The 14,002-nt window shown below is 54.7% G+C and carries 11 protein-coding genes, 1 tRNA gene and 1 pseudogene; 2 read left to right on the forward strand and 11 right to left on the reverse strand.

The window, feature by feature from the left end; genetic code table 11:
* Positions 1 to 73 precede the first annotated feature (73 nt).
* Positions 74 to 150, forward strand: a tRNA-Arg gene (locus tag ACV8MC_RS13695).
* Between the two features lie 126 nt (positions 151 to 276).
* Here the strand turns inward: ACV8MC_RS13695 and ACV8MC_RS13700 are convergent.
* Together ACV8MC_RS13700 and ACV8MC_RS13705 are read right to left on the reverse strand one after the other, a co-directional pair.
* Positions 277 to 810 (reverse strand): hypothetical protein, encoded by a 534-nt coding sequence (locus ACV8MC_RS13700; protein ID WP_243240902.1) that lies wholly within the window; start codon positions 808 to 810, stop codon positions 277 to 279.
* 193 nt (positions 811 to 1,003) lie between these two features.
* Positions 1,004 to 1,621, reverse strand: coding sequence for a recombinase family protein (locus ACV8MC_RS13705; RefSeq protein WP_457262304.1), 618 nt, complete (start codon positions 1,619 to 1,621; stop codon positions 1,004 to 1,006).
* A gap of 207 nt (positions 1,622 to 1,828) precedes the next feature.
* Between ACV8MC_RS13705 and ACV8MC_RS13710 the strand changes: the two genes are divergently transcribed.
* Positions 1,829 to 3,034 (forward strand): hypothetical protein, encoded by a 1,206-nt coding sequence (locus tag ACV8MC_RS13710; protein ID WP_457262305.1) that lies wholly within the window; start codon positions 1,829 to 1,831, stop codon positions 3,032 to 3,034.
* 79 nt (positions 3,035 to 3,113) lie between these two features.
* Here the strand turns inward: ACV8MC_RS13710 and ACV8MC_RS13715 are convergent, their stop codons facing one another.
* The 9 genes and pseudogenes from ACV8MC_RS13715 to ACV8MC_RS13755 all read right to left on the reverse strand — a co-directional run bounded on the left by ACV8MC_RS13715 (position 3,114) and on the right by ACV8MC_RS13755 (position 13,961).
* Positions 3,114 to 3,380 (reverse strand): hypothetical protein, encoded by a 267-nt coding sequence (locus tag ACV8MC_RS13715; RefSeq protein WP_457262306.1) that lies wholly within the window; start codon positions 3,378 to 3,380, stop codon positions 3,114 to 3,116.
* A 133-nt stretch (positions 3,381 to 3,513) separates the two neighbouring features.
* Positions 3,514 to 4,134 (reverse strand): tail assembly protein, encoded by a 621-nt coding sequence (locus ACV8MC_RS13720; protein WP_457262307.1) that lies wholly within the window; start codon positions 4,132 to 4,134, stop codon positions 3,514 to 3,516.
* Positions 4,135 to 4,137: 3 nt separating this feature from the next.
* The gene (locus ACV8MC_RS13725) at positions 4,138 to 4,500 is read right to left on the reverse strand and encodes a hypothetical protein (protein ID WP_457262308.1); all 363 of its coding nucleotides are present in this window, start codon (positions 4,498 to 4,500) and stop codon (positions 4,138 to 4,140) included.
* A gap of 52 nt (positions 4,501 to 4,552) precedes the next feature.
* The gene (locus ACV8MC_RS13730; RefSeq protein WP_457262309.1) at positions 4,553 to 5,350 is read right to left on the reverse strand and encodes a hypothetical protein; all 798 of its coding nucleotides are present in this window, start codon (positions 5,348 to 5,350) and stop codon (positions 4,553 to 4,555) included.
* Between the two features lie 61 nt (positions 5,351 to 5,411).
* Positions 5,412 to 5,582: a hypothetical protein gene (locus ACV8MC_RS13735; protein WP_457262310.1), complete on the reverse strand. Its 171-nt coding sequence runs from the start codon at positions 5,580 to 5,582 to the stop codon at positions 5,412 to 5,414.
* Between the two features lie 607 nt (positions 5,583 to 6,189).
* On the reverse strand, positions 6,190 to 7,110 hold the full coding sequence (locus ACV8MC_RS13740) for a hypothetical protein (protein ID WP_457262311.1): 921 nt from the start codon (positions 7,108 to 7,110) through the stop codon (positions 6,190 to 6,192).
* A 983-nt stretch (positions 7,111 to 8,093) separates the two neighbouring features.
* A complete protein-coding gene (locus ACV8MC_RS13745) occupies positions 8,094 to 8,930 on the reverse strand; it encodes a GIY-YIG nuclease family protein (RefSeq protein WP_457262312.1) in 837 nt (278 codons plus the stop codon).
* Between the two features lie 65 nt (positions 8,931 to 8,995).
* Positions 8,996 to 9,601 (reverse strand): hypothetical protein, encoded by a 606-nt coding sequence (locus tag ACV8MC_RS13750; protein ID WP_457262313.1) that lies wholly within the window; start codon positions 9,599 to 9,601, stop codon positions 8,996 to 8,998.
* Positions 9,602 to 9,824: 223 nt separating this feature from the next.
* Positions 9,825 to 13,961: pseudogene (locus ACV8MC_RS13755) on the reverse strand (CheR family methyltransferase).
* Positions 13,962 to 14,002: the final 41 nt, after the last annotated feature.

The following is a 14,002-nucleotide window of genomic DNA, read 5'->3' on the forward strand; positions in this document are numbered from 1 at the left end:
ACATGACAAAACAGGGGCCGGCCGTTAACATGCACGCCGTCTGTCGCGCCGCGTACAGCCCGCTTCAATCAGTGTCTCAGTAGCTCAATTGGATAGAGCATCCCCCTCCTAAGGGGAAGGTTGGCAGTTCGAACCTGCCCTGGGACACCATATAATTCAAGGCCTACAGCCATTCATCGCTGTTCACTGGAATAATGGTGACAGCAGGGTGGCAGCAACAGGCAAAAGAAAGCCCCGATCGGTTGTTCCTGATCGGGGCTTTTTTGTGACCGATAACTACGGGATGGTTACTGATAGTCCAGAGTTCGGACCAGGAGGCAGACCCAAAACGGTATCGATACCGGTCGTTGCACGCAGATCATCCAGTAACTGTTGCGGATCAAATTTCTTGCCGATTATCGCCTCAGACTCTGCGCGGGGGGTTGCAGATGGCCGCGCTCGGTAAGCAATGAGGTAAGGGATATCTTCGGCCAGCGCCTTCAGGCACAGCCCCCTAATATAAAATCGGTTGAACTCACCTTCTGCAAGGGTATCTGGGGCTGTAACCGGTATTTGTGCTTGGGTAAATCCGCCGCTCGCTTTGGCTCGATTTTCATGGCTTTTGAGCAATCTTTGCTCCCGGATTTGACCCGCTAACCATACATCGGAGTGGTTTCCCGCTGCTTCTTTGAGGGTGTCAGGCCAAAGTCGGATACCTTCTTCGTTCAACCGTGGGCTCGTGTAGATAGTCCCTTTGTCCAGATCGAATTTTACTTCTTTGACCATATTTGCGCGGACATCTACATCCATGTCCCTGTACTCAAGACCCATGATTACTTTCCTTCGTTATCCATCGCAGGCAAGACCTTGCCCTCTTGAGGTGTAGGCCGGAAGTCAATCAACCGCCCTAGACATCGCCTACCGCGTCATCACTCCGACGCAGTCGATCTGACGCTAGCACTTTGATGGCTTCGCCTTCAACACACTCAGATCAGTACATATCAAGTAAGTGTTGCAAGGAATCTCAGCTTGCTGCCGCGTCTCTGATGCGAAGCACGGTTGTGGTTGAACAATTAGCGTGCCGGGCGGTAGCACGGATGCCCAAGCCGGCGTTGAGCAGTTCGGTCACGCGCCTATGCAGATCAGCATCAACGGGGCGCCCTTGGTACTTCCCCGCGGCCTTGGCCTTCTCGATGCCTTGAGCCTGTCGCTCGCGGCGCTGTTCGTAATCCTTGCGCGCGATCGCGGCCATCATTTCCACCAGCATGGAATTTATCGCGCCCAGCATCCGGCCGGTGAACTCGTCTCCCTTTGTGTCCTGAATTCCTTGATGGCTCGTCGGCAGGTCGAGCGCAACGATGCGCAGGCCTTTGGAGTCGATCGCCGACTTCAGTTTCTGCCAGTCTTCCACGGGAAGGCGCGAGAGGCGATCTATCGATTCCACCAGCAGGACGTCACCCTTGCGCGCATCTTTGAGCAGGCGCAGCAGTTCAGGTCGATCTGCCGAGGCACCGCTGGCATTCTCCAGATACACGCTCGCTATCACCTTGTTGTGGTCGGTGGCGAATTGCTCGAGCGATGTCCGGGCGCGGCCGGCGTCCTGCTCTTCGGTCGATGCTCGGAGGTATGCGCGGATGAACATGATGTGCTGTCCGTATCAGTTAAGGTGTTCTACTAATGCTGTTGCACTTTGAGTGTTACTTATCAAGCGAGGAGGGCGAATAAAGCCGAATTTGTGCGTATCAGCTCAGGCATACCCATAGATTCGATAGACAGAGTGATGGCCAAACAGTAGCGTTGCATCCTATCGGCAGCACCAACCACCTGGCACTGTTTTAAAGGAGCGTGAATGTCTTTTTCTGGCTATAGGGAGCACCCAATACACACCACCGTACGACGGTTTTTGGAGTTGCGAGATTCACCTGCATTTTCGATAAATCCAGTCGTATTTAGTGAGGCGCACACCTACGCCCGTAATAAGATCTTCGCGATCGCTCAGACGCTGCAGCATTTGCTGAAGACCACACCCGAAGAATTAACCAGTCTTCCGGGGCTGTATGCAATTAATGAGGCGCTGCAACAACCACTTGCTGAGCTGACCGTCTTTCTAAACGACGAAAATGTCACTCGACTAGAAAATGCCGCGGCGATCATGGAGAACTCCATTCTTCAAGGCATGTGGGCGTTCTCGCCGAATGTGCACGCCACACTCGTCGATGTGCTGCCCGGGCTTCTCCAAGCTCAGCAAAAATTTGCCATGGACAGCGTGGCTCAAGTCGCAGACTCCAGCGATTCTCTAGCTGCACATCTTGTAGAGTTAGACGAAGAGACTGTGGTTTTACAGGCTAAGCTCGTTGAAATAACAGAGAGCGCAAATCGTGAGCGCGCTGAGGCTACGGCAGCCTTAGCCAAGCTTGAGCACGCATTCACCGTGGCTGAGGCAGCCAGGCAAGTGGCTTTCGATGAGGCACAACGGATCAATAAAATAGCTGTTGAGGAAGGTATTAGAGACATTCGTGATCAGTCTGAGGCCCTGATACTGGAGTTGGAATACAAGCGCGAACAAGCGGCGCAGATAGTCCAGGTGGTAGGCAATATCGGCGTGACCGGGAATTATCAACGCATAGCCACCACTGAGGCAGAGAGCGCAAACTTTTGGCGCTGGGCGACTGTAATAATTTTTGGGGCCGGCATTGCGATTGCTTTGGCTACGTTTTACAAGTTCTGGCATGAGCCTTTTTCACAAGACACTGCTGTATCAGTGCTCATCCGCCTGTTTTACGCGATTGTTATCACTTCGCCAGCGGTTTACACCGCTCGCGAATCAGCTCGGCACCGTACTAACGCTGACAGAGCCAGACAGACTGAGCTTGAGCTCGCTTCAATTGGTCCGTTCATTGAGCTGCTTCCTGAGGACAGTAAAGTTGCGATCCGAACCGGTCTAACATCGAGCTATTTTGGTAAAGCGACTGAGGCCCATACGGCGAGCAGTCCACTGGATCCTGAGCATTTCAAGAATCTCGTCGAGATGCTAAAGGCAGTGAAGTCCAAGTAATTTGGGACTGGTAAAGCGCCGCAGCGCATAGGTTTAAACACACTATGGCGTTTTCATCACGGTGAGCAGGGCGGCGGCGCTACAAGCAGGATTTAGCGCTTGCTGCGCGGCGCTCAGATATCCAGCTCATACTGCTGTCGGAGAAGAAATCCACGTTTGTTCGGCTATTGCCTACGGTGACGTCGACCATCTCCCGGTAGTTCGCACTGACCACAGTCCTGCCGCCGCCTGGCTTAGGCTGAAGGCTCACATTGTAATGAACGCCAGCCAATGATTCATTCTGCCAGGCGTAAAGGATGCACTCGGCAACCTGCTGCTCAGATTTTGCAGAAGTGAACGTTTTCATCGGGCCATCTGCCCTCATCTCCTGAGGTGAGGCACTCACCCCCCGAGGGTTAGTGCGATTACTCCGGCAGCGATAATCCTTTGCATGATCTTTTCTCCTCGAAACGAGCGAATGTATCATCAGCGGGCGAAATTTACGCTTTGTCCTCAGCGACAATCGACGCTGAAATTACGATCCCGCCCCACCGACGCTCGCCGATGCACATCGGTACAGGGTTGCCGCTGGCCGTGGTGTTCTTGGCGCTGCCGAAGGCGTAGGAAGGGGCGTTCTCAGGCGATGTGCTGAGTTTCAAGCCAGAGGCCTGAGGGCTGAGCATTTGAATCACGCCGCCGGCGGCCATGGATGCGCCGGCCGCTCCTACAGCACCCCAGGCACCGCCCGCCGCAAACCCACCGAAACCACCAGTAGCGAACGTTGCGATCGCTACCAGCGCAATGCCGATAACCGTCTGCGTCATGCCAGCGCGCTTGCTGCCACTGATCACCGGCACAATGCGAATTTCTCGGGCGCCGCCCATCTGCAGCTCTCTCTCACCGACGTTCTTTCGATTCCGGAACACTGCGAATTCGAGACCCTTCCGTTTTGCGTCTGCGAGGTACTTCGCGAACCCTGGATGGTTGACGTCGATCGCCTTCACCGCTTCCCGCGTGTCACCTGTGGCAAGCTCGTAAATGTGCTCGCGCCCGAAGAGCTTCCCGGCCGAGCCGCTCAGCAGGATTCGGGTTTTGGCGCCGTAGTTAGTAGCCATAGCCATGGTTTACTCCTTGGCGCCCTGGGCGCTATTGTTTGGTATCGAAACACCCAGTCGGATGGCGAGCAGCGAGCGCGACATACGCGCTTGGTCGACCGTCACCTGTTCGTGACGCGGGTCGTAGTTCCAGATCCGGTCGTAAATCCCCTGGTAGGCCCTGGCACCCCGGAAGGTGCCGCGCAGAAGATCGGCCGATACCCGGGCTTCATCCTCGGTGAAGAACGGCCCGTCAATGGTCACCTTTTGGCCGTCGCGGACGTGCTGGACGTCCCACACGACATAACCAGAGTCGGGGCCTTGTTTCAGGGAGTAGGGCGAAAAGTACGTTGTCGTGCAGGCTTCGGCGAAGCGCTCTTGGTAGTTGGTCAAGGTGTTGCTCCTTGAATGGCGACCGCGTAGTCGCGGCCGCACGCCGGTCTGCTTAGGCGGCTTCGGCTTCTTCTGGGGCTGCTTTGGTGGCAGGACGTGTTGGCATCTTGGCGAGCCACTCGCGAAGCGCGATCGAGCCTTCGCAACCGGATTTCCATTTCTCAAATCGACCCGTGTAACCGTTCGAATTTGCAACCATCCCACTGAGCGCGACGCCGGCATTGGAAGCGGTAGCCAGCACATCGTCGTAGACCGCGAGCATTTGCTTGAGCTCCTCGATGTCCTCGGCGCGCGATGCGGCAATGCCAGCGCGCGATAAGCTCTCGGCAACTTCTGCAGAGAGCCCGGACAGCATAGGGTTGGCGCGGAGCACCGCTTCTACGATGTCGGGATGGCTACCGGCGCGCGCCTCGGCGATCAACGTCCGGCGCTCTTCAGGACTCAGCCCTCGCACGATGGCCCGAAGCTCCTGGTCGGCGAGAAAGCCAACTACATCAGAGCTGGCGCGAGGTGTAACTGGTGCAAAACCCTCCGCGACAGTTTGAGCAAGTGCGAGCATATCCTTGGCTACTTTTTCCATGGCCGGCATGAGCGTTGGAGCGATGTCGTCAATCTGCTCCTTGCTCATTCGCTCGACTGCGGCGGCGTTCAGATCCTTGTTATTGCGGACTGAGAGAATTTCCTCGCCGATATCCTTGAAAGTCTCAAGGGCGAGCCCCTGCAGGTGGCGGACTGACTTGAGCAGGCCACCTGCTTGCCAGGTGCCCTTGGTGCCGTCTTGGCGCTGGATGCCAAACGTCCGGCTTTCGATATGAGCGTGGTCGTATTCGGAATAGTGCAGGTTGGCCAAGCCAACCTTGAGGACGGAGCGTTTGCCGATTTCATTAAGTTACCTTTGAATTGTGGGTCGATTAGGCTGCGTCGACGTGAAGCGGGTGGCTCTCAACAAGCGCGATCAGCAGAGCGCTTGCCTGAACGCTTCCTTGTTCGGCGGCTGAACGCAGGCGGCCCCACGCGGCATTGATTTCGGCGCGGGTCGGTTTGGCTTGTGGGCCACGGGGTTTGGTGGCGCTGACTGACATGATCAATCCTCTGTGAGCAGTTGAAAGCCTTGCAAAGCTCACATTAGGCAGTATCTGGCCGCATATCCAGTGCTTTCAGGGTGCACCTAAGGAGCTACACGCAACTGGATTAAACGGGACTGAAATACTTGGTTTTGGTGGATCGGAAGGGGGGATTTTTGTTGCAGTAAGTTGTTACTAGGCAAAGTGATACAGCGGCTCAGGCGAACGAATCGTTCACCCTCAATCTGAGGTCGGGTGCGGGGCGTGCACTGGAGAGTGGTGGGACTTCCTCAATTTGAGAAACACTCCCCAGCGGGGGAAGTTGAGCTACCCAACCTCCATTGGGGGCTGCACCTGCCATCCCAATCCGGTAGGGCAGGTGTCGCGACACGTTTTGCGAATTATGAAAACGTGTCGCGTACTCGATGCGCTCAGTTTTGAGCACATCTTCCCCCAGCGGGGTAATACCCCGGATATGAGGGGGTTCGAACTACCTAGAACCTCGAGGGGCGCGCGACCAGAAAGGTGAGTAAATCCCACTTTTGTCTGGAAGGCTCAAAGGTGAGTCAGGATCACAATTAAGTGCGCCTGCTCTAGCCTGCTGTCAGGCGGCGTGCGGCCCGTGTCACTCAGGGATCAATAGCTCGTTGTATTTCTTGGGTACCAACGCAATTTCGCCCCAGGCAAGGTGCTCTACCCCAATCCCACTGCCATTTTTTGTGATCACGCCGTAAAACATGACGATCCTGTCTACCGAGGTGTCATTGATATTCTTGGCTTGGCAAAATCCATCCGGCATTTTCACCGTGAAATCACCCGCACCTGGGCCGCAACGCAAGCGGGTCATCCGAATAGAGGTGCTATAGCTTCCAGCATTTTTACTTCGGAGAATCTTTCCGTAATAAAGCTTGGGCTTCTGGGGCTTGTCGAGCACGTTCCTATCAAGGTCTGCAACATCCGTTAGAAGTTCTGCGAGCTTCACTGCGTGGATTGCACCCGGAAGGACAAAGTATTTGTCCTTATTTTTTTCGAAGTTGCGGCACATACCTGCGACAGTCGTGATTTTGCTAGGAAGCTCAAAAGACTCGCCTTGGTGCCTCCCGATAGGGACATCCGATACCGGACCGTCCAAATCTTCTACGGGGGTCTCGTCGTATTCTTCGCTCGGCCCGAGGTCGATTTCAGGTCGTTCCTGAAGAAACTCTTTTACGATAGACAGGTGTTCGTGCTCGATCGCTCTTTTCGCCTCTTCCCATGTGTCGTAGCGCTTACCAATAGGCTTCTTGGCCCTCAGCACGCATCCGACATGACTCCATCGCTGAAGATGCCGGTAGAAAGGGTCACGCTGATTCGTGAACAGGTCTTTCTCTTTGGGGGTGCGCTCAACATTGGTGAAGCATCCCGGGCAGTACAAGGCGCCTCTCATTTCCTCCTCATACTCATCCGGTGCCACTCGCCTGCTTGCCTTCAAGACCTCTCGGTTTCCGCCCTCAAACTTCCACCCTGGTAGGTGGTGTGCATAAGCAATTTTCCGTTTGTTCGCCATCGATCATTCATCCATGTGGGAATGATCGCAAATAGCCACACCGAACAAACCAAATCAAGTCAGAAGGCGGCAAATGCTACTTTAGTTTAACGGGCTACCTCGGCTTTGCCGGCTGATTGCTGCGAGCCGCATCCGGCAGGCTGAGACCTATTTTGTCCAATCAGGAAGAAGACGAAGGTGCTCACACAGTGGATTTTCGTGATGTTCATCGGCGGTCAGCCGGTCATGACAGAGCAGAGGGCGTCCGAGTCTGACTGCAATCGGATGCTGGTGCGTCTTGTCACGGCGGCGCGAGCCCAGGGTAAGGACGCGATTGGTGCCTGCTACCTTCGTGCAACGTCAGATTAAGGCGGTGCGGAATGCGATCTGTACGCCACAATGCGAGAGATTTCACCGCTGGAGCGAAATTTTGCAGGGGATTTGCCTGGCTTTGGAGATATCCTCAGATTTAAGGACATCTCCCGGAGCGAGCCCGACCACCGCAGCGATCGCCTCTGGCGCCGATCCGCGCCAGGTGATCAGGCAGATGCGGCTGTAACTCCCACCGATGGTGGAAGTCTGGGGGTTACACCAACTGTGGGGCATCGAGGTTTCCACCATTGGAGTAAACCTCCCATGCTTTTTACGACCGTCTCACGAAAGTGTCGGCGAACCCGGCAGATAAGGGCAAAGCGGGAATTCCCAATTTCAGATCTGTAACGCAGATGTGAGCAGCTTTGTGCGCATCTGCCTGACCAATTGTGGCCATGATGGTGATGGGAGATAACGGAAATTCTCCCGGCATCTCTGATGTGCTCAGTTTTGAGCACACCTACGGTGGTTCAGATCTAGACCAAACTCACTTTTCGGATTTTAAACCCAGAAGTGTCCTATTTGAGATAGGACACTTGACGAGTGCTCAGTCCACAGCGTTTGCACACGGTTCAAAGAGTATGTCGCTGCGAAAGCGGTTTCCCGGATTTATGCTCGCATTAAGTTTTTTGTTAGGCAAATTGGTTTGCGCGCTTTACCACGACCAAGGGTTTTGGTTTTAACTCGTACGACTGCAATAATCGCTTGGCCGACTTTCTATTGAAATGTTTTAATTCTGCTTCGGCTAGTACTTCAATCGTAGGTGAGGTGGAGCGGTGAAGCAGTAATGCGAAAGCTTCCTGTTTCAGATCGTCGCTGGCAATCTCAATTTCGTCAATTGTAAGGTAGGCTTTTGTTATCTGCTCCCAGATACATATCTCTCGCTCTGGGTCGAGGTCTCGAGTGAAATCTTCAAGCCATTCCTCTACCTTGGATGGGAAGATCTTGGAAAGTAACATTGCAATTATTTTTATTCTGTCTGCTTGTTCTGGAGATATACTGCTTGTTCCAATAGGACTGCTTTTGATTTTTTTTAGTTCGATACCAATTGTTTCTTGATTGTCTTCAGGAACGGAAATTCGCCGTTCAATCGCATCTATTTCATGCTTTTTATTTTTAGGTGATCTTACTTTAATAACATAGGGCTTTGGAGATGTTAGGCCAAGCGAGTCATTAATCTTCGCACACGTCTCGTAGGCTAGTGAGGCCGCCACTGATGGGCTTGTTCGGAAGAATTCACGCCTTCCATTTACTCGAAAAGCTCTAAGCCGCTTGTGAATTTGTGCTTCGGCTTGTTTGCAATCACCGACAGAATAAGCAGTGAGAACATCAAATGGGGTGGGTACTCCTGACGAGCCATTGTAAAGCTGTAACGCTCTAGCGTCGGGCTCCAGTGTAGTGAGACCAATTTTTACGACGTAAGGTCCAAAGAGCTCGTTTTGAAGAACATATATGTAGCCTGGTGTCATTATTTTCTTCCCTGATGTAGATGAGCGTGAATTGCAGTAAATGTTTTTCTCAATATTCAGTTAACTTAGAACATTCTCTGGGATTTCAAGTGCTCTTTGTCCCTTGCCTTGATGTGATCTAAGGATGTGAAGAAAGCTGGATGAATATCCAGTTTTCCATCAACGATTTTATGGCAATGAATTTGTGCTTTCTTGCCATGAGCTTCGAGATACTGGTGGGCTGCTTTGTGGCCTTCGAGTAGAAGCGAGTCGATATCTATGCCTTCTGTGGTTTTGAGCAATAGACGGATCACTACAGAGGTATCGATATCTTCAAAGTAAACTATATCTCGGTATTCCAAGTACGCGTGATCTGGTAACTTTACGTTTTTAATTATTGTGTCCACCATCACGCCGACCGGGCGCTTTAGTAGGCGGTCATAGAATTCGTCAAAAACTTTTTTTGCAAAGCAGGTGCCAAGAAATAATATTACCGTACCAGCAACTTCAAGTCCGCCGAATGCCTTCGGTCTAAGGTCCAATCTCAGAGAAGGTATGGTTTGAAAAGACATACTACAGTATTCCCATTCTTCACCTTCAAGCAGAGGTTCTAATAAGTTTTCGCGGATGGTTGTTACTTCCGAGATAAAACGGCTGTTCCCCTCCAACGCAAATGTATAAGTGGTTTTCATATTATCCATTTCTTCGTTGTTCTCACGCTCGATGTGCCATATGGCTTAATCCGGCATAAGGCCATCAGCGTAGCGGTGGATCCAATGGTCCGCAAATGAGAACATTTTGTGCATCACTGTCTTGTGTTACCACTCACAATGGTCATCACCTCTTCAAAAAACAAAAAGCCCCGTCGCACTTACTCGTGCGGCGGGGCTTTTTGCATTGGAGCGCTGGCGAGCTTTACAGCAACTCCGAACGGCGCAACGCCTCGATGGTTTCAATCAGGTCGTCGTACGCCACCGGTTTGCCCAGATGCTGATCGAACCCGGCTTCACGGGACTTCTGCATGTCGCTCTGAGTGCCATAACCGGTAAGGGCGATCGCCGGTACGTTTTTCACCAGCGGCAGCTTGCGCAGGGCAGCCATCAGTTCATAGCCGGTCATTACCGGCATGCCGAGGTCTGAGATGATCAGATCGTAGCGCGTGCTCTCAGCGGCTTTGAGCGCTGCCACGGGATGGTCGAAGGCCGTTACGTCGGCGTCTTCCATCTCCAGCAGCAGCTTCAATGTCTCCAACACTTCCGGAGAATCGTCGACCAGCAGAATGCTCAAGCCATCGAGCTTGCCGGAAACCGGTTCAACCTCGGCTGTTGCAGCGGTTTCTTCGACATCAGTCGACAGCGGCAGGCGAACGGTAAAGGTACAACCGGCGCCCAGCCCCGGCGAAGCAACCTTCACCGTGCCGTGCTGGGCTTCGGTCAGTTGCCGCACCAGTGACAGGCCGATGCCCAAGCCTTCACGTTGATGGTTGGTGTGCTGTTTTTCCGCCTGGCCGAACAGATCGAAGACGTGTTCGAGGTTTTCCGCAGCGATGCCGACGCCGTTGTCCTTGATGTCCAGTTGCGCCATTTTCCCGCTCTTGCTGGCGATCAATTCAATGCGCCCGCTCGGTGGCGTGAACTTCAAGGCATTGTTGACCAGATTCCAGATGATCTGCTCGACCCGGGTCGGGTCGGCATGAATGATCAACGGTACTTCAGGCAATTGCAGGTCGATGCGCGTGGCGTGCTGCTCATTGAGCACCACCGTGTGGATGTCACGCAGAACCGCGCTCAGATCGACACGCGCCAATTGCAGTTTGAGCTTGCCGGTGCGTACCCGTGCTACATCAAGCAGGTCGTCGATGATCCGCGCCTGACTGTTCACTGCATCGCAAATGGTGTTGACCGCTTTGGTCGCCGGGCCGGCAGTACGGATCATCGGCAGGCGCCGCAGCAGTTCGGCGTTGAGCTGAATCAGATTCAACGGATGCTTGAGTTCGTGGGACATGACCGCAAAGAACTCATCACGCAGGGACACCGTATTGCGCGTCTGCGCCAGTTCCTTGCTCTGTTCATCCTGCTGGCGCTTGTGCCCGGTCAGGTCGCGGGCGATTTTCACATAGCCTTGCAAGCGATCGCCGCTGAGCAAGGTGACCTCGCCGCTGCAGAAGAAACGGCTGCCATCCTTGCGCACATGCCAGCGCTCATCCTCAGAGCGGCCGTGTTGGCGGGCGGTGGACAATTCACTTTCAGCCATGCCGGCAGCACGGTCTTCGGCTGTGAAGATGAAATCGTAGTACTGACCTTCGGCCTCGTTTTTGCTGTGGCCAAAGATCAGTTCAGCGCCTTTGTTCCAACTGGTGATCGCACCCATTTCATCGAGGATGATAATCGCGTAATCACGCGTACTCTCAGCGACCAGACGCATGCGTTCTTCGCCCAGGCGCAGCTCTTCCTCGGCTTCGCGGCGTTTGCTGATGTCGATGAAGGTCAACACGGTGCCGTCGATGTGGTCTTCGCTGGAGCGATAAGGCAGCAAGCGGGCAATGTACCAGCGGTTATCGGTACTGTTGACCTCGCGTTCGATCATGTTCAGCGATTCGAACACTTGCGCCGCGTCCTCGGTCATCGCCGGGTAATTCAGGCGATGGGTGATATCCAGCAGTGAACGGCCGGTGTCTACCGGCAACATGCTGAAGATGTCGGTGGCGCGCGGCGTGAACCATTTGATGCGCATGCTGCGATCGACGAACACCGTAGCAATGTCGGTAGATGCGATCAGATTGGTCAGGTAATCGTTGATCTTGTCGGTTTCTTCGACTTTGGTCTTCAGCTCGTAGTTGACCGTCAACAGCTCTTCATTGATTGACTGCAACTCTTCCTTGCTGGTCTCGAGCTCTTCGGTGGCCGAGCGCAGTTCTTCGTTGATCGCCTGCATCTCCTCGTTGGAAGCCTTGAGCTCTTCGCTGGAGATTTCCGACTGTTCGATGGTGTCCTGCAAATGCAATTTGGTGCGTTGCAGCTCACGTTCGAGGTTGGAGAGTACTTGGCTTTCAGTCTGCAGCACCGTGGTCAACGCCTGCTCGTGCGCGTCGATCTCCGTTTCATCGAAGGTCACCAGCACGCACTCGCTGTCGAAGTCGTCGTCCTTGTACGGCTGCGCAATCAGCGTGATGCGGTATTGGCGCTCCTCGCGCTTGAGCAGCACTTCACGCGAGCGCACGGTGAGGTTGCTTTGCTGCACCTGGAACAGCGTCGTGCGAATTTCCAGGCGCAGTTCCGGCAGGATCAGCGTCAGCAAGTTGCGTGACAGCTCGCCGCCGACATGCCGCAGGAAGCGTCCGGCGGCTTCGCTCATATGCAGGATATCGGCATTGGTGTCGACGATGATGCTCGGCGGGGCGAAGCGTTCTATGGCGCGGCGGTGGATATCGGCAAACGACAGCTTGACGGGCTCTATGGCTTTCGATGGCGGTCGGGAAACGCTGGTGCGCATGTAACCGCCACGCGGCATGGTCGGGGTGCGGCGGCTGTTCGCGGTACCGGTCTTGGCGCGGAAGATGCGGTTGCGCTTGTCCACTGGCGCGAACAGTTCATGGCAGGCATCGGCGCTTTCCGAAGTGCCGAGAAACAGGAAACCACCCGGTCGCAGGGCGAAGTGGAACATCTGCAGGATTTCCCGCTGCACCTCGCGATCCAGGTAAATCAGCAGATTGCGGCAAACGATCAGGTCGATCTGCGAGAACGGCGGATCGGACAACAGGCTGTGCTTGGCGAACAGCACTTTCTCGCGGATTTCCTTGCGGATCCGGTAGTGGTCATCGTCTTTGACGAAATAATGCCGAAGGCGTGTTGGCGGTACGTCGGTGACGATGGCTTGCGGATAGGTGCCGGCGCGGCCAGTGGTGATGGCGCGTTCGTCGATATCGGTGGCGAACACTTGCAGGTTGGCCTTGCTGCTTTGTACCTGCATCTGATCATCGAGCAGGATCGCCAGGCTGTAGGCTTCTTCGCCGGTCGAGCAGCCGGCAGACCAGACGCGCAATTCTTCTTTTTCCGACGAGTCGGCAACCGATTGCACCAGTTGCGGCAGCACATCGCGCTCAAGGGCTTCGAAGGCTTCGCGGTCACGGAAGAAGTTGGTCACGCCGATCAGCATGTCGCCGAGCAGGGCCTTGGATTCTTCCGGGGTATTTTGCAGGTAGTCGTAATAGGCGCCGAGGTCAGACTGGCTGGTGACCTGCATGCGCCGCTCGATGCGGCGCAGCACGGTGGCGCGCTTGTAGTGTTTGAAATCGTGACCGGTGCTGCTGCGCAGCTACAACATGATCTCATGCAGGCGTTGTTCGGCGATCGACGCTTCGTGTTCGTTTGCAGGCTTCAAGGCTTTCAGGTCGGGATCATTGGCGCTGGGTAATTTGATGTTCTGAGAGTTGCGCCACAGCTCCATCAGTTTCTGCGGCATCTCGACCACTGGCAGTATCAGATCGACCATGCGCGTCTCGATGGCGGCGCGCGGCATGCCGTCGAACTCGGCGTCTTCCGGCACTTGTACCAGCGTCACGCCACCCTGTTCCTTGATTCGCGACAAGCCCACCGCACCATCGGAACCGGTGCCTGAAAGCACCAGGCAAAAAGCCCGCTCGCGATGCACATCGGCCAGATCGCGGAAGAACAGGTCGATGGCAGTGTGGCGCGCTTGCGGTGAGGCAGCGGGGCTGACGCGCAGGTAGCCGTCATTCATCGTCAGCGAGTGCGCCGGAGAAATCACGTACACGCAGTTCTTTTCGATCGGCACCGGCTGCGTCACTTGCAGCACCGGCATGCGCGTCGATTCCTGAATGATCTGGTCGGCGATGCTCTGGTGATCGGGCGACAGGTGCAGAATTATCACGAACGCCATGCCACTGTCCTTCGGCATATGCTCGAAAAACAGCTTGATCGCTTGCAGGCCGCCCGCCGAGGCGCCGATGCCCACCACGGGGAAATTCAGGTGGCTGGGTGTCAGGTCCTTGCGTTCGGGCGCAGAGGGCGAGGCAGGGGTTTTCGAGGTCATCACTTCGGCCTTTTTTGTGGCGGTACAAGCGTATCGCGGAC

Source organism: Pseudomonas sp. PK-RTE-24, assembly GCF_054052265.1.